At 62.7% G+C, this 24,794-nt stretch carries 14 protein-coding genes and 1 pseudogene; 6 read left to right on the forward strand and 9 right to left on the reverse strand.

Annotation, left to right across the window (positions count from 1 at the left end):
• The 8 genes from folK to dacB form a co-directional block, all read right to left on the reverse strand.
• A partial coding sequence (gene folK / locus NQ018_RS07970; protein ID WP_257060216.1) for a 2-amino-4-hydroxy-6-hydroxymethyldihydropteridine diphosphokinase occupies nt 1–334 on the reverse strand: 334 nt, incomplete at its 3' end.
• A complete protein-coding gene (gene folB / locus NQ018_RS07975) occupies nt 334–684 on the reverse strand; it encodes a dihydroneopterin aldolase (protein WP_257060220.1) in 351 nt (116 codons plus the stop codon). The genes folB and folK, both read right to left, overlap by 1 nt.
• Nucleotides 672–1,478, reverse strand: coding sequence for a dihydropteroate synthase (gene folP / locus NQ018_RS07980; protein WP_257060221.1), 807 nt, complete (start codon nt 1,476–1,478; stop codon nt 672–674). The genes folB and folP overlap by 13 nt, the downstream gene beginning before the upstream one ends.
• Nucleotides 1,475–2,035: a GTP cyclohydrolase I FolE gene (gene folE / locus NQ018_RS07985; RefSeq protein WP_257060222.1), complete on the reverse strand. Its 561-nt coding sequence runs from the start codon at nt 2,033–2,035 to the stop codon at nt 1,475–1,477. The genes folP and folE overlap by 4 nt, the downstream gene beginning before the upstream one ends.
• Entirely contained in the window at nt 2,032–4,104 is a 2,073-nt protein-coding gene (gene ftsH, locus NQ018_RS07990) for an ATP-dependent zinc metalloprotease FtsH (RefSeq protein WP_257060223.1), read from the reverse strand. Before ftsH ends, folE begins: the two co-directional genes overlap by 4 nt.
• The gene (hpt, locus tag NQ018_RS07995) at nt 4,101–4,655 is read right to left on the reverse strand and encodes a hypoxanthine phosphoribosyltransferase (protein ID WP_257038179.1); all 555 of its coding nucleotides are present in this window, start codon (nt 4,653–4,655) and stop codon (nt 4,101–4,103) included. Before hpt ends, ftsH begins: the two co-directional genes overlap by 4 nt.
• Nucleotides 4,648–5,505 carry a tRNA lysidine(34) synthetase TilS gene (gene tilS / locus NQ018_RS08000; RefSeq protein WP_257060275.1) on the reverse strand — a complete coding sequence of 286 codons (858 nt, stop codon included), beginning with the start codon at nt 5,503–5,505 and terminating at the stop codon, nt 4,648–4,650. Before tilS ends, hpt begins: the two co-directional genes overlap by 8 nt.
• Before the next feature lie 29 nt (nt 5,506–5,534).
• On the reverse strand, nt 5,535–6,758 hold the full coding sequence (gene dacB, locus NQ018_RS08005; RefSeq protein WP_257060224.1) for a D-alanyl-D-alanine carboxypeptidase/D-alanyl-D-alanine endopeptidase: 1,224 nt from the start codon (nt 6,756–6,758) through the stop codon (nt 5,535–5,537).
• 41 nt (nt 6,759–6,799) lie between these two features.
• Here dacB and NQ018_RS08010 point away from each other — a divergent pair, with 41 nt between their 5' ends.
• Nucleotides 6,800–7,276 carry an inorganic diphosphatase gene (locus NQ018_RS08010; protein ID WP_257060226.1) on the forward strand — a complete coding sequence of 159 codons (477 nt, stop codon included), beginning with the start codon at nt 6,800–6,802 and terminating at the stop codon, nt 7,274–7,276.
• A 178-nt stretch (nt 7,277–7,454) separates the two neighbouring features.
• Here NQ018_RS08010 and NQ018_RS08015 read toward each other — a convergent pair whose 3' ends face one another.
• Nucleotides 7,455–9,056 (reverse strand): hypothetical protein, encoded by a 1,602-nt coding sequence (locus NQ018_RS08015; protein ID WP_257060227.1) that lies wholly within the window; start codon nt 9,054–9,056, stop codon nt 7,455–7,457.
• 319 nt (nt 9,057–9,375) lie between these two features.
• Between NQ018_RS08015 and NQ018_RS08020 the strand changes: the two genes are divergently transcribed.
• From NQ018_RS08020 to NQ018_RS08040, 5 genes and pseudogenes are all read left to right on the forward strand, one after another.
• Entirely contained in the window at nt 9,376–9,663 is a 288-nt protein-coding gene (locus NQ018_RS08020; RefSeq protein ID WP_257060228.1) for a rhodanese-like domain-containing protein, read from the forward strand.
• A gap of 122 nt (nt 9,664–9,785) precedes the next feature.
• Nucleotides 9,786–11,450, forward strand: a complete 1,665-nt coding sequence (locus NQ018_RS08025; protein WP_257060230.1) for a hypothetical protein — start codon at nt 9,786–9,788, stop codon at nt 11,448–11,450.
• 61 nt (nt 11,451–11,511) lie between these two features.
• Nucleotides 11,512–11,949: a MarR family winged helix-turn-helix transcriptional regulator gene (locus NQ018_RS08030; protein WP_257060232.1), complete on the forward strand. Its 438-nt coding sequence runs from the start codon at nt 11,512–11,514 to the stop codon at nt 11,947–11,949.
• Between the two features lie 43 nt (nt 11,950–11,992).
• Nucleotides 11,993–15,808, forward strand: a complete 3,816-nt coding sequence (locus NQ018_RS08035) for a Pls/PosA family non-ribosomal peptide synthetase (RefSeq protein ID WP_257060234.1) — start codon at nt 11,993–11,995, stop codon at nt 15,806–15,808.
• A 161-nt stretch (nt 15,809–15,969) separates the two neighbouring features.
• Nucleotides 15,970–24,788: pseudogene (locus tag NQ018_RS08040) on the forward strand (fatty acid synthase subunit beta domain-containing protein).
• The last annotated feature ends 6 nt before the right edge of the window (nt 24,789–24,794 follow it).

Consider the following 24,794-nt stretch of genomic DNA (forward strand, 5'->3'; position numbering starts at 1 on the left):
GGGTGGGGGTGGTGGAGGTGATTTCTTGGCCGGTGGTGAGGTCGGTGGCGGTGATGATGTCGATGTCGAGGGTGCGTGGCCCCCAGCGTCGTTCGCGTACGCGCTGCGCCGCCTGTTCCACCGCTTGGGCGCGCCGGAGGAGCTCGAGGGGGGTGGATTCCGTGTGGATGATGAGCACTGCGTTGAGAAAGGGGTCCTGGTCTTCCACGCCCCAGGGTGGGGTTTCGTAGACGCGGGAGGCGGCCACGAGTTCGGGGGCGAAGGCGTCGCGGGCCTGGCGCAAGAGGGCCAGGCGGTCGGCCATGTTGGAGCCGATGGAAAGGACAGCGCGGATCATCGGGTGCGCCTCGCTGTGACGGCCACGTCCGCGAAGTCACGAGGGATCGGGGCGTGCGGCTTATGCACTGTAACCTCGATGGCGTCCATGAGGGGGAAGGCCTCGAGGGCGGCGTCGGCAATGCTTGTGGCCACCGTCTCAATGAGATCGAAGCCCGGTCCCGTGAGCACCCCGTAGGCCAGCTCGGCGAGTTCGGCGTAGTTCACTGTCTGAGTGAGGTCGTCAGTGCGGGTCAGCGGCAGCCAGCAGGTGATGTCCACACTGAACTCCTGGCCGGCCGCCTTTTCCTCCGGCAGCACCCCGTGGTAGCCGTAGCCGCGCAGGCCACGCAACTCTATGCGGTCCATTCATGCTCCTTCCAAGCTCGCGCCACCGCCAACGCTGCGTGCGTTGCCGCCACGTCATGCACACGCACACACCACGCGCCGTGGGCTGCCGCGAGGGCGGAGACAGTGGCGGTGGCCACGTCCACCCGACTCCCACTCAGTGTATTAAGGAAACGTTTGCGGGAGGCGCCGACGAGCACAGGGTAGCCGGTGGCAACGAAGGCGGGCAGCGCGGCAAGCAGCGCCCAATTGTCCTCGGCGGTCTTGGCAAAGCCGAGGCCAGGATCAATGATGATTCGTTCACGCGCCACCCCAGCGGCCTCCGCCTCGCGCGCCAGGCCCAACAGGCGCCCTAGCACGTCGGGAACCGCGGCTTGGCTGGTGCCGGCGGCGTCACCGAAACGCTCCGTGTCCCAGTGCATCAGGCAGCAGCGCGCGTCCGACGCCGCCATCACACCCAACATCGCAGGGTCAGCCTGCGCGCCCGAGACGTCATTAATAATGGTGGCCCCCGCAGCCAGAGCCGCCTCCGCCACCGAAGCGCGCATCGTATCGACGCTGCAGGTCACACCCATCTCACTCAGTGCACGGATCACGGGCACCACCCGGGCGTGTTCGAGGTCCTCGGGGACGCGGGTGGCGCCGGGGCGGGTGGCGCCGGGGCGGGTGGATTCGCCGCCGACGTCGATGATGTCAGCCCCGGCGGCGATGAGTTCGCGGGCGTGGGCGAGGGCGGCGTCGAGGTGGAGGTAGCGGCCGCCGTCGGAAAACGAGTCCTCAGTGATGTTGAGGATGCCCATGATCTGAGTGCTCATCGCAGCAAAGAGAGCACTTCCGCGCGGGAGGCGGCGTTGCGCTGGAACCCACCACGCACTGCCGAGGTGGTGGTTTTTGCACCCGGTTTGCGGATGCCACGCATCGCCATGCACAGGTGCTCGCACTCGATGACCACGATCACTGAGTGGGCGTCCAGCTTCTCCACTAGAGCGTCCGCCACCTGGGAAGTGAGGCGCTCCTGGACCTGGGGGCGCTTGGCGTAGAGGTCCACCAGTCGGGCAAGCTTGGACAGGCCGGTGACCGTGCCATCCTCACCGGGAATGTAGCCGATGTGGGCCACGCCGTAGAAAGGCACCAAGTGGTGTTCGCAGGTGGAGTAGATGGGAATGTCGCGGACCAGGACCAGCTCGCGGTGATCCTCGTTGAACGTCTTTTCCAAGACGGTGCGCGGGTCCGTGTCCAGGCCGGCAAAGATCTCCTCGTAGGCGCGGGCCACCCTGGCTGGGGTTTCTCGCAGGCCCTCGCGGTCAGGGTCCTCCCCCACCGCTAGGAGCAGTTCGCGGACGGCGGCTTCGGCGCGTGCGTGGTCAATCATTTCTCATTCTCCGGAAGCTCAAATCCAATTTCTTCCCCCTTCTCCGTCCCTAATCCTGGGGCCGCGAGGCTCTCTTGGCGCTTGGCGCGTGCGGCCTTGGAAGCGTCGAGAAGCGTGAAGCGTTTTGGTGGCTCCTCACCGCGCTCGATGGCGAGCTCGACGGGGGTCTTCACGGGCTCGCGGCCGGGCTGGCGTGGGAAGCGTTGTTGCTCGTTGGGGAACACTTCACTCACTGGGCGTACCTCGATGCCGGCAAAGAGGGCTTCGAGCTCGGGGCGGCGCAGGGTTTCCTTTTCCAGGAGGCGCTCGGCGAGCTGGTCCAGGGTGTCGCGGTTGTCGCGCAGGATTGTGTAGGCCATTTCGTGTGCGCGGTCCATGAGGAATTTCATTTGCGCGTCGATCTCAGCGGCGGTGGCTGGGGAGTATTCCAGCGCCCCGCTGCCCCTGCGCCCGGAGAAGGGGTCGCCCTGTTCCTCGCCATATTTCACCATGCCAAGCGTTGGGCTCATGCCGTATTCCACCAACATGGCCTTGGCGATCTTGGTGGCCATCTCAATATCTGCGGAGGCGCCAGTGGTGGGCTCGCCGAACACGAGCTCCTCGGCGGCACGGCCGCCCATGGCGAATACCAGGCGGGCAAAGAGCTCGTTGCGGTTGTACATGCCCTTGTCATCTTCCGGCGCAGTCATTGCGTGCCCGCCGGTGCGGCCGCGCGCCAGAATGGTGACTTTATACACGCGCTCGATGTCTGCGAGCGCCCACGCAGCCAAGGTGTGCCCGCCCTCGTGGTAGGCGGTGACTTTCTTTTCCTTCTCACTGATCACCGTGGAGGAGCGGCGCGGTCCGCCGATCACGCGGTCCGTTGCCTCTTCCAGAGCATCAGCAGTGATCACGGTGCCACCAATGCGAGCAGTGAGCAGGGCGGCTTCATTAAGGACGTTCGCAAGGTCCGCACCCGACATACCGGCAGTGCGGCGCGCCAAAGCCTTGAGGTCGGCGTCTTTTGCCAAGGGCTTGCCCTTTGCGTGGACCTCGAGGATCTGCTCGCGGCCCTTGAGGTCCGGGTTGGTCACCGGGATCTGGCGGTCAAAGCGCCCAGGGCGCAGCAGCGCGGGGTCCAGGATGTCCGGGCGGTTGGTGGCGGCCATGAGGATCACGCCTTCGCGGTCGCCAAAACCGTCCATTTCCACCAGGAGTTGGTTCAGAGTCTGTTCGCGCTCGTCGTGGCCGCCGCCCATGCCGGAGCCACGCTGGCGCCCCACGGCGTCGATCTCATCCACAAAGATGATGCAGGGGCTGTTCTCCTTGGCCTGCTTGAACAGGTCACGCACACGGGAGGCACCCACACCCACGAACATCTCCACAAAATCCGAGCCGGAAATGGAGTAGAAGGGAACGCCGGCCTCACCGGCCACGGCACGCGCGAGGAGCGTCTTACCGGTGCCGGGAGGGCCGTACAGCAGCACGCCACGCGGGATGCGGGCGCCCAACTCCTGGTAGCGCGTGGGATCCTGCAGGAAGTCTTTGATTTCCTGGAGTTCATCCACGGCTTCGTCGGCACCCGCAACATCGCTGAAGGTGTTCGTGGGCATGTCCTTGGTGAGCTCACGGGCACGCGAACCACCAAAGCCAAACAGGCCACCCCCGCCGCCCTGCATGCGGTTGAACATCCAGAAGATCAGGCCGAACACGATGAGCATGGGCAAGATGTAGCCCAGCATGGACACCAGGAAGGAATCCTGCGTGACCTTCGTGTTGTAGGTTTCCGTGTCAGAGGCAGCAACCTTGTCAAAGATCACCGGGGCGGTCCGGGCGGGGTACCGCGCCATGATCTCAGTGAGCTCCTGGCCGTCTTCCTCGATGGGCTCCTTGAGCTTCAGCCGCAGGCGCTGCTCGCGGTCATCAATCTGGGCCTCAGCCACATTATTTTCCTCCAATTGCGTGATGGCAATGGAGGTGTCCACCTCTTTGTAACTACGGGTGGAGTCACCGAGCACGGTGAACAGGAACAGGGCCATCATGACCACTGATCCCGCGAGAGCTGTTTGCAGGATGCGCTTATTGTTCATTCGTACACGTTCGGGTTCAGGCTGGCGATAAAGGGCAGGTCACGGTAACGCTCGGCGTAATCCAAGCCATAACCGATCACAAATTCATTGGGCAGATCAAAGCCAATGTCCAAAAAGTCCACCTTGGCCTTCACTGCCTCGGGCTTGCGCAGCAAAGAAATCACCTCAATGCTGCGTGGGCCACGGTTGCGCAGGTTGCGCAGCAGCCAGCTCAGCGTGAGGCCGGAGTCAATAATGTCCTCGACAATCAACACATCGCGGTCACGGATATCGCGGTCGAGGTCCTTCAAAATGCGCACCACCCCAGAGGAGGAACTGGCGTTGCCATAAGAACTCACAGCCATGAACTCCAACTGGCACGGAATATCCAGCGCACGGGCAAAATCAGTAATAAAAAACACCGCGCCCTTGAGCACACACACCAAGATCAAATCTTGCTCAGTGTCCTTGTAGCGCTCGGAGATCTGGGCGGCCATTTCCTTAATTCGGGCCTGCAGATCCTCCTGGGTGACAAGGACCTGCAGCACGTCCTGCCCATACTTGTTATTCATTTCCGCCCTTTCTTTTGCACACCGAGAGTTTGCCACTTTTCCGCACGACTTCCAACATACCGCCCACAGCCACCCCGCCTTGGCCGTGCCAATCAACAACCAACGCATCCACGCCGCTCAGCGCCCTCCCACTTAGTGGCACTCCCTGGGTGTGGAGCCAGGCGGCGATCGCCCGGCGTCGATAGGCATCAGGCATGGCAGCCAGGGTTGCGCAATCGTTTTCTGCGGGGGTGTGAAGCGCCTGCTCATCCTGCGCAATCAGCTCCGCAGCCCTGGCGAGGGCCGGGATTGGATCGCCACCACTGAGCTGCGCGAGCAGGGGAATCACCTGGGTTCGCATACCGACGCGCGCAAAGCGGGGGTCAAGGTTGTGCGGATCATCCCAGACCGCAATCCCCAGCTCTTCACAAGCACCGCGGGTTTGGCTCCTGCGGATATTGAGCAACGGGCGCCACACCTCCCCAGCCACGGCCATCCCCACCGCCCGGCCCCGCAGCGCACTCAGCAGCAACGTCTCGGCCTGATCCTCCGCCGTATGCGCCACCGCCACGGGCAGCCCCAGTGAGTGAAGGGCTGCGTAGCGCGCCTCGCGCGCCTGAGCCTCCAGGTTGCCAGGGGCCACGTGTACAGCAATCACTTCCCCGGTTGCCCCGAAAGAACGCAGTTGTTCCACCGCGTGGGCGGCGGCCTCAGCGCTGCCCGGCTGGAGTTGGTGGTCCACGGCGACGGCGTGGACGTGGTACCCCTCGGCGATCAACGCAGCAGCGAGCGCCATAGAGTCTGCCCCACCAGAAACCCCAACCACCAGGTGTTTCGGCTCTACCGCACGGGCCGCCACGCGCACCGTCATGAAGTTGGGGCTTTTACGTGGCCAGAAAATCATGGGGCTTCCCGCAGCGCAGCGGCGATGGCGTCCACGGCGGCGCGGGCGGGCAGGATCTCTGAGTCGTTAGAGATGAGCGCGAAGCTGTAGAGATGGCCGTTTTGGCCGGGGACCACGCCTGTCAGCGCCGTGACCGCCGTAAGGGTTCCGGTTTTGGCGCGCACCCAACCGCGCCCGGCGTTGGGGTAGCGGTCCTCTAAGGTGCCGGTGCTGCCCGCCGTGGGCAGGGTGGCCAGAAGCGGGCGCAGCGTCTCATCGGTTGCCGCGCGGCGCATAAGCTGCTCCAACAAAGCAGCAGGCAGGCGGTTGTTCGTGGAAAGCCCCGAGTTATCCACCAACGTCACCCCCTGGGTGTCAAAACCAGCGGCGTTCAAGATGCGCAGCACCTCGCCGGTGGGGTCGGTGGCCGAAAGCTCGCGCCCAATTGCTTCCGCCATCACGTTGTCCGATTCTTCCATCATCTCCTCGAGACGCTGGGAAAGCACCGGCGAGCTCACGCTGGCAATCTCGGCCCCCCGCACCGCACCGAACCCCACGCTCGCGGCACCCACGCGCTGGGCTAGGGCCTTGGCGACGTCGGCAGCCGGCGTTGCAGAGCGAGGTACGTCGCCGGACTCAGCGCCGATCCGCGCACCGTAAAGCATGGCGGGTTCGATGGGGGCGATGAAGCCGGCGGCGATGTCTTCTTGTTCCCAGCCGGGGAGGAAGTTGGCGCCTTGCCAGATGGAGGTGTCGATGAGCACTTCCGTGACCTCACCCTGCGCGGCGGCGGCCATGGTATCCAGCGCGGTGTTGTCCAGCCAGACGTCGCCGCTCGCTTTGATGATGAGCGTGCTGCCGTCTTGATAGAGGGGGGTCTCAATACGGTCTTGCCGGCCGAGCTGCAACAACGCGGCGGCGGCGGTAAGCGTTTTCACCGAGCTCGCGGGCAGCATTGGCGTGGTGGCTGCCTGAGTGAAAATAGTTTCACCAGTAGTCACGTCCGTGATCTGCGCGCCGAGGGTACCCAGCGCGGGGTTTTGGGCGAGTTGCTCCACGCGGGCTTGCAAGGCGGTGGCGTCGGATTGCTTTGGCTCGAGCGGGATGAGGACATCGCTGCTGGTGGGGGCCTGCGGTGGGTCCACAATGATGCGATTACTATGCGCCACCACACCGGCCGCCACACCACCGGTGACAAGCAGCGCGCTCAGCACCACTGATGAAATCCAAACCTTGCTCACCTGGACTACTATAAGAGAAGTCCCAAAAAGAAGGAGAAACCATGAGCATTGAAGTCACCATCGAAATCCCGAAGGGTTCCCGCAACAAGTACGAGGTAGACCACGAAACTGGCAAGGTCTACCTGGATCGCTACCTGTTCACCCCGATGGCCTACCCCCTGGACTACGGCTTCATCGACCACACCCTCGGCGAAGATGGCGACCCACTGGACGCCCTGGTCATCCTGCCAGAGCCAGTGTTCCCAGGCGTGATCGTGAAGGCCCGCCCACTCGGCGTATTCAAGATGACCGACGAGGCCGGCGGCGACGACAAACTGCTCTGCGTCATCGACGACGTCCGCTTTGACCACCTCCAAGACATCTCCGACGCCTCCTCCTTCCTCAAGGACGAGATCGAGCACTTCTTTGTCCACTACAAGGACCTCGAGCCAAACAAGGAAGTCACCGGCTCCGGCTGGGGCGACAAAGCAGAGGCCGAGCGTATCCTCGCAGAGGCCGTGGAGCGTTACCAGGGTTAAGTTGGGGTTTGCCCAGGGGGCTGGGGGTTTGGGGGCGCTGGGCAGGCTGGCCGATTGGTTGGCCTGCTTTTTGGGGTTGGGGGTTGGGGTTGGAGCGCGTTGGTCGATGGTCGCGGACCTGGTCTGCATTATTTTTCTAGGCAGTTAGCTTACATACCCTTCATGACCGCACCTTACTTTAATCAACCTCAAGCAAGTCCAAGATAGAATAGCTCTTTGAGTTTCCAACCTGTTCTAGGTGGCGTGATTTGAACTCAACAGACGCAGCTAGGGTTTTGGGATCGAGGTTATGTTGAATATTTGCAATAAGTAGCTGGTCAATGCCATTTATCAGAAGTGGAATAACTTTATCTGCAACGGATTCAATGCCATTTTCTACCGCTCTGCCACTATGCACAATGAGGTTTCGTTTTCGGTACATACGTTGAAATTCTCTCTTGAGAATCTCGCAAGTTCTCTGGAACACTGAATTCGGCTTTTCAAGGGCCTCTCGCATCTTATTGATAGCTAACTGGTCAGGTTGATCGAGCCGCTCGAAGTGGTTCTTTTCAAGTATTATCTTTGCCATTAATCTGGAGCGATCTATGCTTTGCTCCGAGTCGCGGATTTGTCTTGCCAAGGGGCACTCCTCTTTGTAGGCCTCTGAGTAATTTCGAGCGAGCCAAGTCATCTCAGTGCGGAAGTAACTAGCGGCGACTATGCGAGCCATCCTTTCTGCGCCGAGTCGGTCTTGCTCTGTAGCGTCCACTAGTAGGGACTCAATCGCAACCCACCCGTTCACAATCGCCACATGGGAGTCCTGCGTTTGCAGAGGTTCTATAATGGCCAGAATGTTCCTGGCTTTAGAGGCAATTTCTAGGTGGTGAAGAGCATTTGCCCTTTGAAATGCATGAAGTTTTAAAGATCGAGCGCCTCGGTGAGTGGGGAAAGCTCTCCCCTTCTCTTTTGACCACATAATAGGCAGGATGGAAAATTGATTTTCCGAGCCAGACTGGAATTTGAAAGAGAGTTGCGGGAGTAGCTTCTGGGCCTCGCTCGCCGCTTCGTTCACATCGCGAGCTTGAACAGTAAGAATAAAGCCGCCGTGCTGGCGAACATTTTCTGCATGGGGAGCATTTTCATGCTTCCACTGCTTCATCTGCCGGGGCGTGAGCCATTGAGAAAGCGGTGCCGAGGAGTATAGGAAGCTTGGAGTGCGATCAACAAGCACAGCAAATTTGAAGTCTTTTATCTCAGATTTCGTCTTACTATCAAGCTCTCTTAAAAGGCTGGAAAAGTCACACTCCGCGGCGGCATTTTTTCGATCGTAAATGACCTTGTAAATACTGGACGCAGGCACTTTGCAGTAAAGCAGGTGCGATATGATTCGTTTTGCGGTTCCCTCCACATCCAGCTTGCCGGCTTTCTCTGGATCTTCAAAGAGGTCTGCCCAGTTTTGCAAATAGATTTGCCTTAAATCCTGAGCATAATGGGCAGCTAGACAAACATCGTGACTGGTATCTTCATTAGAAGAACTGATGTTTTTTACACATTGCATGAGGAACTTTAGATGGGCTCTAGGAACCCCTGGATCATTCTTGAGGGAATTGCTCAAGTGCTCGTGCATCTCGCTGAGAGCACCTTCACGAATCCCGGGAATTCGTGATTCACTTAGTGTCTCTTCCACCAGCTCGAGAGTGCTGGCGCGCCAGTTACGCCGATGCCAAGGGGTGTTCCGCGAGGTGAGCTCGAGCATGCGAGGCACTAGCCCCTCCAGCTTTTCTATTTCAACTTTGATCATTGGTGTGCTACTCTATGAACTGCAAATGGGAATCACGTAATTGCTTATGCTAGGTGTTTACACTGAAGCATTCTCTTGCCTGTACTCCCATTCTATCTTTAGAGGCGCTCCCCTTCCCACGGGTTGAGCGCCTCTTTCAGTAATGGGACGCCATGGGGTACCTATCGCCCGGATTTCTTGATTAACGGTTGGCTCGTGCTTGAAAATGATGGCCGGATCAAGCACGAGGCAAGCGAGGATCACGGTTCTATGAATAAAGCCCTGCGCGAAGTGCAACTCGCGTAACCCCAGGCAGGCTTGCAAGGTACACTGCAAAGCCATGAAAGAAGTACAGGTCACCGAAGTTCCATCAGGCGCCCAACTTATCGACGTCCGCGAGCCCGCCGAGTTCGCCGAGGTCCACGCCGCCGGCGCCGTAAGCATCCCAATGTCAGAATTCGTTGGCAGGATCGCAGAGCTCGACCAAGACCGCGAAATCTTCCTTATCTGCCGCTCCGGCGGTCGCAGCGCTCAGGTGCAGGATTACCTGGCGCATCGCGGTATCGACGCCACCAATGTGGCCGGCGGCACGCAGGCCTGGGTGGCTGCCGGGCTCCCCACTACGTAATCGGCTCGCCCCACATTGGGGCAATTGTTTCCAAAAACAATTGTGCAACAGGTTGAACTGCCTTAGGGTCTAACTGTCCTTCTTTTCAATAGCTGGAAATAGCTGGAAAGGCCCTAAAGTTCATGGCTCTTCGCAATCGCTTCGGCGCTCTGCTCATTGCAGGTGCGCTCAGCAGCACGCTAGCCGCACCGGCAACGTTTGCACAGGAAACACCCTCAGCTGCGCCGACCACCTCAGCTGCGCCAACCACTACCGCTGCGCCAACTTTGGCGGAAAAGTACCCCGGCGTGGATTTTGACGCAAACGGATACACCAATACGCAAAATGGTGCCGTCCAGAACACCTGCATGGTTGATTGGACCGCCACCAGTATCAATGATCCTGGGCTGGAGAATCATCCAAACAATGGGTATCTCTCCAAAGTGAAGAACTCCCTCAACCACCAAAACGGCGACGGCGACGAGCCGGGTAACTTTGAGCTGCAACACTGGGTTACCGGGAACCGGGACAATTGGCGTTTTGTGTTCTCCACGCAGCACCGCATCCTGAATCCGGGTGAAACTCTTACCCTTACCGCGGAATTGCCCAGCGAGGGCTACATCGCAGGTGATCACACCTCTAACACCACTTGGCTGGTTGACCGCTACTACCCTGCTGCAGGGAGCTCAGACCTCCCACCCCAAAAGGCTTTGGGTGCGAAGTCCGTCTCGGTCGATGGCACCACGCTGACTATTGTGTTCCAAAACAATGGCACCAATAACATTGGCATCGGTTCGATTGAGGCAAACTCTGCGTTTGCGGTGGAGGTTGCAAAGACCTACGCGTCCCGCGAAGAGTTGATGGCAACTCCTCGTATTGTGACCTCCCATATTACTGGCACCAACGCCCAGTGGGACCCGGTAGCTGCTGCGGCGGCGAGGACCCGCCAGCTCAACGGTACGGCCACCAAGGTGGATGATTCCGCTCCTGATTGCTTCCGCCAGCAAACCACTCCCCGGAGCGGCGATAAGACCGAGCGCTGCGAGGTTGATTGGAACGCATCTGCATACATTGACCGCCGCTTCGTAGACTGGACTAACAACGGCTACATCGAGAAGATCCGTCCTGCCAGCCCATACAACAACGACGGCACCATGGAGGTCCAGCACTTCCTCGCAGGTGATCGCCTCTACATCCGCATCCCTGTGGGCACCACGGTTAATATCAACAACCCTGAGCTCACGGTGACTTTGCCTGATGTGGGCAAGGAGTGGCGCGTGGAGCCAAACCAAGATCGCACCTTCCTCGACGCCACAGACCATGCCTTCCCCTACGAGGCTGAGAACTACATCGGCGCAAAGGTCACCGGCACGATCAATGGCAACAGCGCAACCTACACCTGGCCGGATCGCGCAGACTTCAAGGCAGGTCAGTGGTTCACCCTCACGGTTTCCGTTCCAATGACCGAGGCTGAGCTGGACAAGCTCACCCTGCCTGAAGAAAACACCCAGGAGGACCGCTCTGACCTCAGCGATCCTGAGAAGCTCTGGGATACGGACATCATCGCTTCAGCTCGTCTGACCGGCAAGAAGGACGGTTGTGACCCAACCATCCCAATCATCCCAATCCCAGTGCCGATTCCAGTCTCAAGTACGCCTGCACCAACCACTTCTGCAGCCCCAGTGCAGCAGAAGGGTGTGCCACGTCAGTTGGCGGCAACCGGTGCTTCCGTGGTGGGCTTGCTCGCTGTGGCGGCCGGTTTGGTTGCAGCGGGTGTGTTCTTCACGCGCCGTAACCGCAACGCCTAATCTTCGCTTACCAATGAAGGCCTCCAGTTTCCTGGGGGCCTTTTGGCTTAGCATGTGAAGTATGTTTTCCCCGGAGATGGAGGCCTCCCCCACGCATCAATTGGAGAGGCTGTATAAACACACGCAGCTGGCGGTGCAGGAGGCGCTAGCCCAGCATGGCCTTTCGTTGCGTGATTTCTGGGCGCTCTCAATCACCTGCGCGCAGCAGGGAGTCGCCCAGCGCACCGTGGCGCAGGCGCTGGCGGTGGATCCTTCGGAAGTGACGTACATTGTGGACCGCCTGGAGCAACGCGGGTGGGTGCGCAGGCGCCAGGACCCCGCTGACCGACGTCGGCACGCGCTTTCCTCAACGAAGGCAGGGCGTGCGGCGCATGAGGAGCTGCACTTGCTGGTCACGGAGGCGGAGCAAGCGGCATTGGCGGTGGGCCCGAAACGCCTGCGGCAGTTGGGGAAGTTGGTGGCGGAGACCTTTGGGGAGTCGCCAAGAAATCTGCATTGAGCCCCATTAGGATGGCACGCATGACTTGCTTGGAGGTGCGTTTGTGACTCGCCCAGCGGCCCAGTATCTTCGCGGCGGGTACGCTCCGCAGCCACGCACCCTCGTGGAATTGTTCGAGCAAACGGTTGCAAACTTTCCGGAGGCGGCAGCCTTAGATGATGGCGAGGTGCTTACCTACCGCGAACTCTCTGAGCTGGCCCACAGCACCGCCGCCACCATGCACCAGCAGGGCATCAAGCGCGGTGACAGGGTGGGGATCCGCGTGTCCTCCGGCACCAAGCAACTCTATGTGGCAATCCTGGCAACGCTGTACGCCGGGGCAGCCTACGTTCCGGTGGATGCGGATGACCCTGAGGAGCGCGCACGGCTGGTGTTCGGCGAGGCCAACATCAACGGCATGTTCACCGACTCCGGCTTCACCATGGTTCGCCCCACCCCCGGCGGCGACCAGCGCCTGCCGCGCCGCGACAACACCGCCTGGATCATTTTCACCTCCGGGTCTACCGGCAAACCCAAGGGCGTGGCGGTGAGTCACCGGAGCGCGGCGGCCTTCGTGGACGCAGAAGCCCGCATGTTTGTGCAGAGCAGTCCCCTCGGCCCGGAGGACCGCGTGCTCGCCGGCCTCTCCGTGGCATTCGATGCCTCTTGCGAGGAAATGTGGCTGGCCTGGGGCCACGGCGCCTGCCTGGTGCCGGCTCCGCGTTCCCTGGTGCGTTCCGGAATGGACTTGGGCCCATGGCTGATCCGCAGGGACATCACAGTGGTGTCCACGGTGCCCACACTCGCCGGCATGTGGCCCACTGAGGCGCTGGACAACATTCGCCTGCTCATCTTGGGCGGTGAGGCAATGAGCCAGGAACTGGTGGAAAAGCTGTGCAGCCCCAAACGTGAGGTGTGGAACACATACGGACCTACTGAGGCAACAGTGGTGGCCTGTGGCGCGCAAGTGCACCCCTCCAGGCCGGTATCCATTGGCCTCCCCTTGGATGGTTGGGATCTCTTTGTGGTGGATGCACAAGGCCATCAGGTGGAATTTGGGCAGGTAGGCGAGCTCGTGATCGGTGGCGTGGGACTGGCTCGCTACTTGGACGCTGCAAAAGACAAAGAAAAGTACGCCCCCATGCCCACCTTGGGCCTGGCCCGCGCCTACCGCTCGGGCGACCACGTGCGCTATGAGCCAGACGGCCTCTACTTTGTGGGCCGCGTGGATGACCAGGTGAAAATCGGTGGGCGCCGCATCGAACTCGGTGAGGTGGACGCCAACCTGGCTGCCCTGCCTAATGTGCGCTCCTCTACCGTGGTGGTGCAAACCACCGGTGGCGGCGACAAAGTCCTGGTGGGCTACCTCTCACTCACTGACCCCGAGGCGGGCTTTGACCACTCGGATGCCCATGATCGCCTAGCCGCCACCATGCCCGCGGCGCTGGTGCCACGGTTGTGTGTGTTGGATGAGCTCCCCACTACCACCTCCGGCAAAGTGGACAAGCGTGCGTTGCCGTGGCCCTTGCCCGGCGCGCAGGTGCATGCGGAGGGGTTCACGCAGACGCAGGAGTGGCTGGCCGGCATTTGGGTGGATGTGTTGGGATCGGCGGTGGGGAGCACCAGCGATGATTTCTTTGGCCTGGGTGGAACGTCGCTGGCGGCGGCCACTTTGGTGAGCAGGATTCGTGAGAGGGTTCCGGTGTTTGCGGTTCGTGACATCTACGATCATCCGCGGCTGGAGCAGATGGCGGCTAAGATCGACGAACTCCACACCCCCACCATCACCAGCCATACACCAACTCCCGCCACACCCGTCCCTACCGGTGCCCGCGCCATCCAGGCACTTACTCAGTGCGTGGCGGCCACCCTGCGCGGCGCCACGTGGGTGGTGTGGCTGATGGTCATCAACCTGCTCGCCCCCACTGAGTGGGCGCTGCCGCTGAACCCTTGGTGGGTGTTGGTAGCCTGGCTGATCCTGGCTACGCCGGCGGGCCGCCTGCTCATCGGCGCTGGCCTAGCCCGCGCGCTCACGCGCGGCATTTCACCGGGCACGTATCCCAGGGCAGGGAGCGTGCATTTGCGGGTGTGGGCTGCGGAAGCGCTTACCGACGCCACCGGCGCCCGCAGCATCGCGGGGTCTACTTGGGTGAATACGTTTGCCCGGCTCTTGGGTGCCAAGGTTGGCAAGGGCGTGGACCTGCACACGTTGCCGCCGGTCACGGGCATGCTCACCTTGGGCAAGCACAGTGCCGTGGAGCCCGAGGTGGATTTGAGTGGCTATTGGGTTGAGGGGGATCGCTTCCATGTTGGTGCAATCAGCGTGGGCAACAATGCTCGTGTGGGCGCGCGGTCCACGTTGCTGCCGGGCACTAAGGTGGGCTCGGATGCCCATGTGGAGGCTGGTTCTACGGTGCTGGGGCAATCCATCAAGCCCGGCGCGCGCTGGTCAGGCTCGCCTGCGCGGAAGGTGGGCCGCTCCAAGCACACGTTCCCGGCGGTGCATCCGCCGCGGCGTAGCCGCTGGGTGCCGGTCTATGCGCTTAGCTCCTTCCTGTTGGCGGCGCTGCCGTTGTTCGCCCTGGCTGCGGGGGTAGGTGCGGTGCTGGGGCGCGTCGGCACTGCTTGGCATGCGTTGGCGCTTGCTCCGTTGGCTGCGCTTGTGGCTTTTGGCACCTACATGTTGCTGATTTGGGTGCTCGTGCGGCTGCTGAGTGTTGGCTTGCGGGCCGGGGTGCATCCGGTACGTTCGGCGCAGGGGTGGCGCGTGTGGTTTGTGGAGCGGCTGATGGATGACGCCCGCACGCATCTTTTCCCCTTGTACGCTGCGCAGATCACGCCGTTGTGGCTGCGGAGTTTGGGTGCGCGCATTGGCAAGGATGTGGAGATTTCCACCGCCGTGATGGTGCCAAAGTTTGTGGAGGTCCGTGACGGCGCGTTTCTTGCCGACGACACCCTGATCGGCGGTTACGAGCTCGGCGGCGGCTGGCTGCTGGCGGGGCCAACGCGGATCGGGAAGCGCTCCTTCGTGGGCAACTCTGGCATCGCCGGTCCGGAGCGCAAACTTGGAAAAAATTCCCTAGTTGCGGTGCTCAGTTCCACGCCCAAAAAGGCGAAGGCCGGCTCCAACTGGTGGGGCTCGCCCCCGGAGCGGATGCGAAGGGTCACCGTGCAAACGGAGGGTGGCGACGCCCTCACGTACGCACCCTCCCGCAGGGTGAAGGTTGCGCGCGGCGTTGTGGAGACACTGCGGCTGCTCGCCCCGATGACCTCCGCCGTGATTGCCGCCGGCGTACTGGTGGCGCTCCAGTGGCTGCTCGGATACAGCGTGGTGTGGGCTTTTGTTGGCGCGGGCGTGGTGCTCATCATCGCTGGCGTGGCGGCGGTGCTGGTGACCGTGGCCATGAAGTGGCTGTGCGTCGGCCGCCATCGCGCTGGTGACCACCCCCTATGGAGCCGATTCGTGTGGCTCAACGAGTTGCAAGATACTTTCGTGGAATCTGTTGCCGCGCCTTGGGCGTTGGCACACATTGGTGGCAGCGGCAGCATGAACCTGGTACTGCGCATGCTCGGGGTGAAGGTGGGCCGCGGTGCGTGGATTGAGTCCTATTGGTTCCCTGAAACGGACCTCTGCACCGTGGGGGCTGCCGCTACCGTGGGGCCGGGCACCGTGGTACAAACGCACCTCTTCCAGGATCGCGTGATGAGCCTAGACACCGTGACAATCGCTGAGGGAGCCACGTTGGCCGCCCACTCAGTGGCGCTGCCCGCCAGCGTGATTGAGCCGGGAGCCACGATCGGCCCTGGCTCGCTGGTGATGCGCGGCGACCGCGTTCCCACCGGCATGCGCTGGCAGGGGAATCCGGTGGAACCCTGGTAGGCGCTGGTCTCACCCTCAAGGTTGGCACTTGAGGGTTTTTTCATGCCTTCAGCGCAGCACTAAATGTGAGATTTGCCTCATGTTCTTCCCCAGAGGGGAAACCTACGCCATAGTAGGTTACTACCGCGTAACTTTAGCGCGTCGCAGACCTAGGAGGCATAATGCCCACGCCCATCACCGCTCCCGCGATCCTCTTCCAGGGCCAAGCCAGCGCCTGGCAAGACACACTCGCCCAAGCAGCACAAAGCCCGCACACCGCCAATCGCCTGCGCGCACTGCTCCAAGAAGTCAAGCAGAGCACCGCCCCACTTGCCCGAGAACTCGCCAGCACCACCCCAGGACTGTTCACCACCCTGGACGCCCTCATCAGCACCACCGGCACGGCGCGCGTCACGCTACCCGCGGTGAGCATCCCTGGCATCGTGCTGGGCCAGATCGCCGCGCTCGATCATCTCCAAGAGGTGGGCATCAACCCCGCCACAGCCCAATTGGCCGGCCACTCCCAGGGCAGCCTCGGCGTCGCGGCGGTCCAGGACCCGGCGCAGGCACTCGGCATCGCCGTCCTCATGGGCACCGCCGCCGCCACCGTCCACGGCTCCCACGAGCAGCGCCCACAAATGCTCTCCGTCCGCGGCGCCAGCAAGGAGTTCGTCACGGCACACCTTTCCGACGCCACCGAGTTAGCCGTTATCAACGGCCCACACCACCTCGTGCTTTCCGGTACGCCCGCAGCACTTGCCGCCACCCAACACAACCTCGAACAGCAAGTGGCCAAGAACAACGCCGCCCTGGAGCAGCGCACCCGCGGCGGCACGGAACTCCAGCTCAGCTTCGACCTCCTGCCTGTAGCCCTGCCATTCCACCACTCCAGCCTGCAGCCCGCGGTGGAGCTCACCGTGCAGTACGCCGCCACATGTGGCTACTCAGAGGAAATAGCCCGCAAGCTCGCCCAGGAAATATTGGTGGATCCACATGACTGGCCATCTACCGTAGCCGGCCTCAAGGCCACACACCTGCTCAGCTTGGATGAGCGCCTCAGCACAATCACGAGCGCGCTGATCGCAGGCAGCGGCCAGGCAATCGTTTCCGCGCACACCCCGCAGGCCCGTGACCTCATCGGCACCGCCGGCTTCACCCTCCCCCGCGCCACCAACTACGCACAGTTCGCCCCTAAGGTGGTCCGCCTGCCCAACGGCAACACCTACACGCAGACCCGGTTTACTGAGTGGACGGGGCGCTCCCCCATCATGCTCGGCGGCATGACACCAACCACCGTGGATGCGGAAATCGTGGCGGCTGCTGCCAACGCGGGCTTCTGGACTGAGCTCGCCGGAGGTGGCATGTACTCTGAGGAGATTTTCCTGGAGCACAAGAACAACCTCACGCGCCTGCTGGCCCCAGGCCGCGCCGCGCAGTTCAACACGATGTTCTTTGACCGCTTCATGTGGAACCTGCAATTTGGGGTGTCGCGGATTGTGCCAAAGGCAAGGGCAAATGGTGCCCCAATTGATGGTGTGACAATCTCCGCCGGCATCCCGGAGCCGGATGAGGCCGCTGAGTTGCTTCGCACACTGCGCAAGGAGGGATTCGCGCACATCAGCTTCAAACCTGGAACGGTGGAGCAGATTCGGGCCTGTGTGGAAATTGCCAAGCAGAACCCGGATCAGCGCATCATCGTGCAAATTGAAGACGGCCATGCCGGCGGACACCACAGTTGGGTGGATCTTGATGAGATGCTGCTGGAAACCTACGCAGCAATGCGTGAGCAGGAAAACATCGCTATCGCCGTAGGTGGCGGTTTCCACTCCCCGCAGCGCGCGGCGGAGTACCTCACCGGACGGTGGTCTACCAAGCACGGTATGGTGCAAATGCCAGTAGACGCAGTGTTTGTGGGTACGGTAGCAATGGCCTGCAAGGAGGCCAAGACATCCCCACAGGTCAAGCAGCTTTTGGTGGATACTCCGGGCCTGAGCCCACAGGACAATGGCGGTTGGGTAGGCCGCGGGAAGGCGGCCGGCGGGGTGGCGTCGAGCCAGTCGCACCTCCTGGCGGACCTGCACGAGCTGGACAACGATTTTGCCGCCGCCTCCCGCCTGATCACCTCCCTGCCAATCGAGGAATACCCGGCACACCGCGAGGAGATCATCGCAGCTCTGGAACGCACTGCGAAGCCGTATTTCGGGGACGTCACCACTTTCACCTACGCCCAGTGGGCTACCCGATTCGCGGAGCTTGCCTTCCCGTGGCAGGACCCAACGTGGCTGGATCGCTGGCACGAACTGCTGCAACGCATCGAGGCGCGCCTGCATCCTCAAGATCACGGCCCAGTGCAAACGCTCTTCCCCACGGTAGAAAGCGCCGCGGATGCCCCTGCCGCTCTGGAGCGCCTGCGCGCCACCTACCCACAGGCAGAGACCACCACGGTGCTCGCGCGTGACGCCGCCTGGTTCACCTCCCTGCACCGCAAACACCCCAAGCCGATGCCGTGGACCGCAGCACTGGACGCGGACCTCAAAGAGTGGTTTGGGAAAGACACCCTCTGGCAGTGCCACGACCCGCGCTACCCTGCTTCCGCGGTCCGCGTGATCCCAGGCCCGGTGTCCGTGGCCGGTATCACCGAAGCCAACGAGCCGGTGGCGCAGCTCTTGCAGCGTTTTGAGGACGGCACCACCAACTTGCTGCTTTCCCACGGAGCGGTGCCCACTGAGCAGTTTGCCCGCCTGGGCGCCGCCCCAACGGTGGAAGCCTATCTGCGCACGAGCCCGACCCTGGTGTGGCACGGCCGCACCATCTCTAATCCGGCGGCTCGCCTGGGAGAACACGCCTGCACGATTGAGCACACTGAGGCCGGCATCGTGCTGCGCGTCCACGCCGATTCCGCATGGGATACCCTGCCCCCAGAATCCCGCCCATTCCATGTGGCGCATGTGGACATCCCAGTGCTCATCCCGGAGGGCGCAGGCACGGGTGCTGCCCCACTGGTGGATGATTCCCGCCTGTCGGAGGCAGTGTTTGCCCTGCTCGCAGGTGTTGCCGGCGTGGGTTCCACCTCTGAATCCGGCGATGCCATCACCGCCCTTCCCACCGCTGATGCCGAAGGGAACATCCACTACAGCTTCACCCTGACCGAGCACCTGCTGCGGGCCCATACTGCGGTGACTGGTGCGGGCCTTGGGCCCGTCGGCACCCCTGATGTGCTGGTGGGACCGTGCTGGCCTGCCATTTATGCAGCGCTGGGCACCGGAGTCCTTGAGGATGGTTTCCCAGTGATCGAGGGCCTGCTCAACGCGGTGCATCTGGATCATGTGGTCACGCTGCTTCGCCCACTGCGGCCGGGGCGCTTCACCGTGACCTCCCGCTGCGCAAGTATCCAGGAATCCTCCGCGGGCAGGGTGGTCACGGTTGAGCTGGAGCTTTCCGACGCCCAAGGCACGCTCGTGGCAACGCAGACTCAGCGCTTCGCGATCAGGGGGCGCGCCGAGGCACCGCAGGCCCCCGCCGCGCTGCCGCCGCTTGCTGAGGTAAGCGCCACGCCGCGCAGCTTTATGTCACGCACCGTGGTGAAAGCGCCGATGGACATGACCCCGTTTGCAATCGTTTCCGGTGACTACAACCCCATCCACACCTCCACCAACGCCGCCAAACTCGTGGATCTTGATGCACCACTGGTGCACGGCATGTGGCTTTCCGCCACCGCACAGCACCAAGCCGCAACCCACGGCACCGTGCAGGCCTGGGCCTACTCCATGTACGGGATGGTGCAGCTCGGCGACGAAGTGGAGATCACCGTGGAGCGCGTAGGCCGCGCGGGAACCCAAGCCGCGGTGGAGGTGACCTGCCGCATCGAAGGCGCAGTGGTCTCCCAAGCCCAAGGCCTGCTCGCACCAAAGCGCACCGCATACATCTACCCAGGTCAGGGCATCCAAACCCCAGGGATGGGGCAGGCAGACCGCCAGGTGTCACCAGCCGCCCGCGCCGTGTGGCAGCGCGCCGACCAACACACCACCTCCGCACTGGGCTTTTCCATCATCGAGGTGGTGGACCACAACCCCACCACCCTCGTTGTGGGCGAGCAAACCTTCCGCCACCCCCAAGGCGTGCTGCACCTCACCCAATTCACTCAGGTGGCACTCGCCGTGGTGGCCTACGCCCAAACCCAACGCCTGCGCGAGGCCGGCGTGGTGCAAAACGGCAGCATGTACGCCGGCCACTCACTGGGTGAATACACGGCACTGGCATGCATGGCGAACATCTTTGACCTAGAGGCAGTGATAGACATTGTGTACTCCCGTGGCTCCGCCATGGCTACGCTGGTTCCCCGCGACGCCAACGGTGAGTCCAATTACGCCATGGGCGCGCTGCGGCCCAACATGCTTGGCGTGGCTGCCGAGGACGTGGAGGAATACGTTGCCCAGGTGGCGCGCGAATCCGGGGAGTTCCTGGAGATTGTGAACTACAACATCGCTGGCCAGCAATACTCAGTGGCGGGCACCAAGGCGGGCCTCGCAGCTTTAGAAGCCCGCACGGCGCAGGTACACGAACGGGCGCTGGTGATCGTGCCTGGCATCGACGTCCCCTTCCACTCCCGCGTGCTGCGCGACGGCGTTGCTGCCTTTGCCGAAAAGCTCAACGAACTCCTGCCGGCCACCTTGGACCTGGACGCCCTGGTGGGCCGCTACATCCCCAACCTCGTGGCGCGCCCCTTCGAGCTCACCCAAGAATTTGTGGACGCCACCGCCCAGCTCGCTCCAGACAGCGGCTTGGAAGACTTGCGCGTTACAGAAACCGACCCCCAAACACTGGCCCGCACACTGCTCATCGCGCTGTTGAGCTGGCAGTTTGCTTCCCCAGTGCGGTGGATTGAAACCCAAGACGTGCTGTTTGACAACGTGGAAGAACTCCTTGAGGTGGGCTTGGCCTCCAGCCCCACACTCACCAACCTGGCCAAACGCTCCATGGAAGTGCGTGGAGTGAACCTGCCAGTACGCAATGCCGAACGCGACCTCGCGCAAATCCTCATGGAAGACGTCACCGCGGCGCCAGTGAGTGCGGAGGAAGAGCTCGTTGTGGAGGAGGCGCCGGCAGAAGTTGAAGCCCCCACCTCCGCCGCACCCTCCTCCGCCGCCGCACCCACCCCAACTCCTACCGCTGCCTCCGTGAGCGAGCTCCACTTCCGTGCTGAAGACGCCATCTTGGTGCTCTTCGCCTACCAAAACAAGATCCGCCCGGAGCAGATCACACCCGGTGACACCATCCAAGACCTCACCAACGGCGTGTCCTCCAGGCGCAACCAACTCCTCATGGACATGAGCGTGGAAATCGGTGTACCCGCAATCGATGGCGCCGCGGAGGCAGACGTAGCCACCCTCCGCGAGCGCGTGAACGCCGCCGCCCCCGGCTACCAGGCGTTCGGCCCTGTTCTCAGCGAGGCCATCACCACCCGCCTGCGCCAGCTCCTCGGCGCCTCCGGCCTCAAACCGGCGGCGGTGGAACAGCGCCTGGGCGCCTTCGGCCTGCCTCAAAGCTGGCTGCCCGCCGTCCAAGCCGAACTCCTGCTGGGCACCCGCGAGGAAGACTCCGTCCGCGGCGGCACCCTGGCCACGCTCCCAACTACAGCAGGCACAAAGGCCGAGGCAGAAGCGCTTTTCGACGCTGCCATCCGCGCCGTCGCAGACAGGCAGGGCGTGCGCCTCACCGAGGCAGCCACGGGCACCCACGAGGTGGTGGACTCCGCAGCTCTCCAGGCCTACTCAGAGGAAATGACTGCAGCACTCGCAGACACCGCCCGCACCCTGCTGGAAAAGCTCGGCGTTGCGCACGAGCACTCCGCAGAGGAACCCGAGGACCACAGCGCACTGTTCACTGCGATGGAACACGAGCTCGGCTCCAATTGGCTGCGCAGTGTGACCCCCACCTTTGACCCCTTGCGCGCCGTGCTCTTTGACGACGCCTGGGCACAAGCCCGCGAGGACCTCACCCGCCTGGCCCTCGGCCAGCGCGACTTCCCGGTAGAACACTTCCATGGCGCCGGCGAACAAGTAGCCGAGCAAGCCGAATGGTGGGCCACCCACACCCCACAGCACGCAGAGCTACTGGAACAGGTGGCGCAGACCGCGCGCAGCACCGACCCCGGCCAGTACGCCAAAGAAATAGCGCTCGTCACCGGCGCTGCACCCGGATCGATCGCACAGGCCATTGCCGCGCAACTCCTAGCCGGCGGTGCCACCGTGATCATGACCGCCTCCAAAGTGGACCAAGCCCGCAAGGAATTCGCGCGCACACTCTACGCCACCCATGCCCGCGCCGGCGCCGCCCTCTGGCTCGTCCCCGCCAACCTCAATTCTTTCCGAGACGTGGATGCCCTCACTGAGTGGATTGGCACCAAGCAGCGAGAATCGGTGGGCAATGAGGTCAAGGTGCTCAAGGAAGCGCTGGCTCCCACGCTGATGTTCCCCTTCGCCGCTCCCGCGGTGTCCGGCTCACTTGCTGACGCCGGTCCTGCCACCGAAACTCAGGCGAGGGTGCTCTTGTGGTCTGTGGAGCGCATGGTGGCAGGCGTGGCCAAGATTTCCAAGCGCTGCCATGTGGTTCTGCCAGGTTCCCCAAACCGCGGCATGTTCGGCGGCGACGGCGCCTACGGCGAAGTCAAGGCAGCCCTAGACGCCATGGTGACCAAGTGGCACTCGGAGAAGGTGTGGGCAGATAAAGTCACGCTGGCACACGCCCAGATCGGCTGGGTAGCAGGCACACACCTCATGAGCGGAAACGACGCCCTCATCCCCGCCGTGCGCGAACTCGGCGTCCATGTATGGGACACCCAAGAGATTGCCTCTGAACTGCTCAAACTCGCCACCCCTGAGGCCCGCGAGCAGGCCACGCAAGCCCCAATCGAGGCGGACCTCACCGGCGGCCTCGGCAAGCAGCGCATCGACATCCGCGCCCTTGCCCCTGCCAACACCCCAAGCGAAACACGCCAAACTCCGGTCTCCATCCCTGCCCTGCCAAACGCGAGCTCGCCCACCCAACCTGCGGAAATTGCGGGCCTTGGGCGCGTCGAAACTGCCCTGGAAGACATGGTGGTGATCGCCGGCGTTGGCGAGGTTAGCTCCTGGGGCTCCGGGCGCACTCGATACGAGGCCGAGTACGGGCTGGGGCGCGACGGCACCTGTGACCTCACCGCCGCGGGTGTGCTGGAGCTCGCATGGATGACGGGCCTGGTGAGCTGGGCTGATACCCCACGCCCAGGCTGGTACACCGAGGACGGCCAGGAAGTGCCGGAGGCGGAGATCTTTGAACGCTTCCGCGATGAGGTGGTGGCACGCAGCGGGATCCGCACGCTCACGGACAAATACCACCTACACAACCAGGGTTCCATTGACCTCACCACCGTCCACCTGGACCGAGACATCACCTTCCTGGTGCCCACCCGCGCTGAGGCAGAAGACATCCTCGCCGCAGACCCCAACTTCACCTCCATCAGGGAAGTTGACGGTGAGTGGGAAGTCACCCGCCGCAAAGGTGCTACCGCTAGGGTGCCGCGCCGGGCAACGCTGAGCCGCACCGTGGCCGCCCAGATGCCGGACGGGTTTGACCCCGCGAACTGGGGCATCCCGGCGAACATGGTGGACAGCCTCGACCGCATGGCCGTATGGAACCTGGTCACTGCCATCGACGCCTTCACTCAAGCCGGCTTCACTCCCGCCGAGCTGCTGCAAGCGGTGCATCCAACAAAGGTAGCCACCACCCAGGGCACCGGCATCGGCGGCATGGAATCGCTGCACAAGGTGTTTGTGAGCCGCTTCCTCGGGGAAGAGCGCCCCAGCGACATCCTCCAGGAGGCGCTGCCTAACGTGATCGCGGCGCACACTATGCAGTCGCTCGTTGGCGGCTATGGCTCCATGATCCACCCCATCGGCGCCTGCGCCACCGCGGCGGTGTCCATTGAGGAAGGCGTGGACAAAATCCGGCTGGGCAAGGCGGACGTGGTGATCGCCGGTGGCATTGACGACGTCCAGGTGGAATCACTCACTGGCTTTGGTGACATGAACGCCACCGCGGAAACGGCAAAGATGACCGCCCAAGGCATTGATAATCGCTTCATTTCCAGGGCCAACGACCGCCGCCGCGGCGGCTTCCTGGAGGGCGAGGGCGGCGGCACGGTCCTGCTGGTGCGTGGCTCGCTGGCCGCCGAGCTGGGTTTGCCGGTGTATGCGGTGGTGGCGCACGCTGCCTCCTACGGCGACGGCGCACACACCTCCATCCCCGCGCCGGGCCTTGGCGCCTTGGGCGCTGGCACTGGTGGAGTGGACTCCACGCTGGCCCGCAGCTTGCGCGGCCTGGGGCTTTCCCCAACGACGTCACCGTGCTCTCCAAACATGACACTTCCACCAACGCCAATGACCCCAACGAGTCCGAGCTGCATTCCATCCTCTGGCCAGCAATCGGGCGCGACCCACACCAGCCGATGTTCGTGATCTCCCAAAAAACGCTCACCGGCCACTCCAAGGCGGGCGCGGCGCTGTTCCAGACCGGCGGGATCATCGACGTCTTCCGCACCAGCCGCATCCCCGCAAACGTTTCCTTGGACTGTGTGGATCCCCTGATCGCCCCCAAGGCGCGCAATTTGGTGTGGCTGCGCGAGCCCCTCCAGCTCCCCGAGGTGAAAGCCGCTGCGCTGACGTCACTGGGCTTTGGCCATGTGGGTGCGCTGGTGGTGTATGCCCACCCCGGCGTGTTCGCGCAAGCGGTGGCGCAGCAGCTTGGCTCGGAGGCGCGTGATCGTTGGCTTGAGCGCGCTACCCGCAGGCTCCAGCAGGGCGCCGCTGACTTTGAGGCGGGCATGATCGGAGCAAAGCCCCTGTTCACGCCGATCGTCGAGCGCAGGCTCCCAGGCGGCAAGGAGGCAGAGGTTGCAATGCTTCTCGACGCCACCGCTCGCCTGAGTGCCGCTGGTAGCTACGCTCCTGCGCCCGCACAATAAACAGGT

The organism is Corynebacterium kozikiae, assembly GCF_024580965.1.
Classification (GTDB): Bacteria; Actinomycetota; Actinomycetes; order Mycobacteriales; family Mycobacteriaceae; genus Corynebacterium; species Corynebacterium kozikiae.

Bases quoted from the DNA above. Each gene is read 5' to 3' on its own strand.
- folB (WP_257060220.1), bottom strand. From the start codon at position 684: ATGGACCGCATAGAGTTGCGTGGCCTGCGCGGCTACGGCTACCACGGG.
- folP (WP_257060221.1), bottom strand. From the start codon at position 1,478: ATGAGCACTCAGATCATGGGCATCCTCAACATCACTGAGGACTCGTTT.
- folE (WP_257060222.1), bottom strand. From the start codon at position 2,035: ATGATTGACCACGCACGCGCCGAAGCCGCCGTCCGCGAACTGCTCCTA.
- ftsH (WP_257060223.1), bottom strand. From the start codon at position 4,104: ATGAACAATAAGCGCATCCTGCAAACAGCTCTCGCGGGATCAGTGGTC.
- hpt (WP_257038179.1), bottom strand. From the start codon at position 4,655: ATGAATAACAAGTATGGGCAGGACGTGCTGCAGGTCCTTGTCACCCAG.
- tilS (WP_257060275.1), bottom strand. From the start codon at position 5,505: ATGACGGTGCGCGTGGCGGCCCGTGCGGTAGAGCCGAAACACCTGGTG.
- NQ018_RS08010 (WP_257060226.1), top strand. From the start codon at position 6,800: ATGAGCATTGAAGTCACCATCGAAATCCCGAAGGGTTCCCGCAACAAG.
- NQ018_RS08015 (WP_257060227.1), bottom strand. From the start codon at position 9,056: ATGATCAAAGTTGAAATAGAAAAGCTGGAGGGGCTAGTGCCTCGCATG.
- NQ018_RS08020 (WP_257060228.1), top strand. From the start codon at position 9,376: ATGAAAGAAGTACAGGTCACCGAAGTTCCATCAGGCGCCCAACTTATC.
- NQ018_RS08025 (WP_257060230.1), top strand. From the start codon at position 9,786: ATGGCTCTTCGCAATCGCTTCGGCGCTCTGCTCATTGCAGGTGCGCTC.
- NQ018_RS08030 (WP_257060232.1), top strand. From the start codon at position 11,512: ATGTTTTCCCCGGAGATGGAGGCCTCCCCCACGCATCAATTGGAGAGG.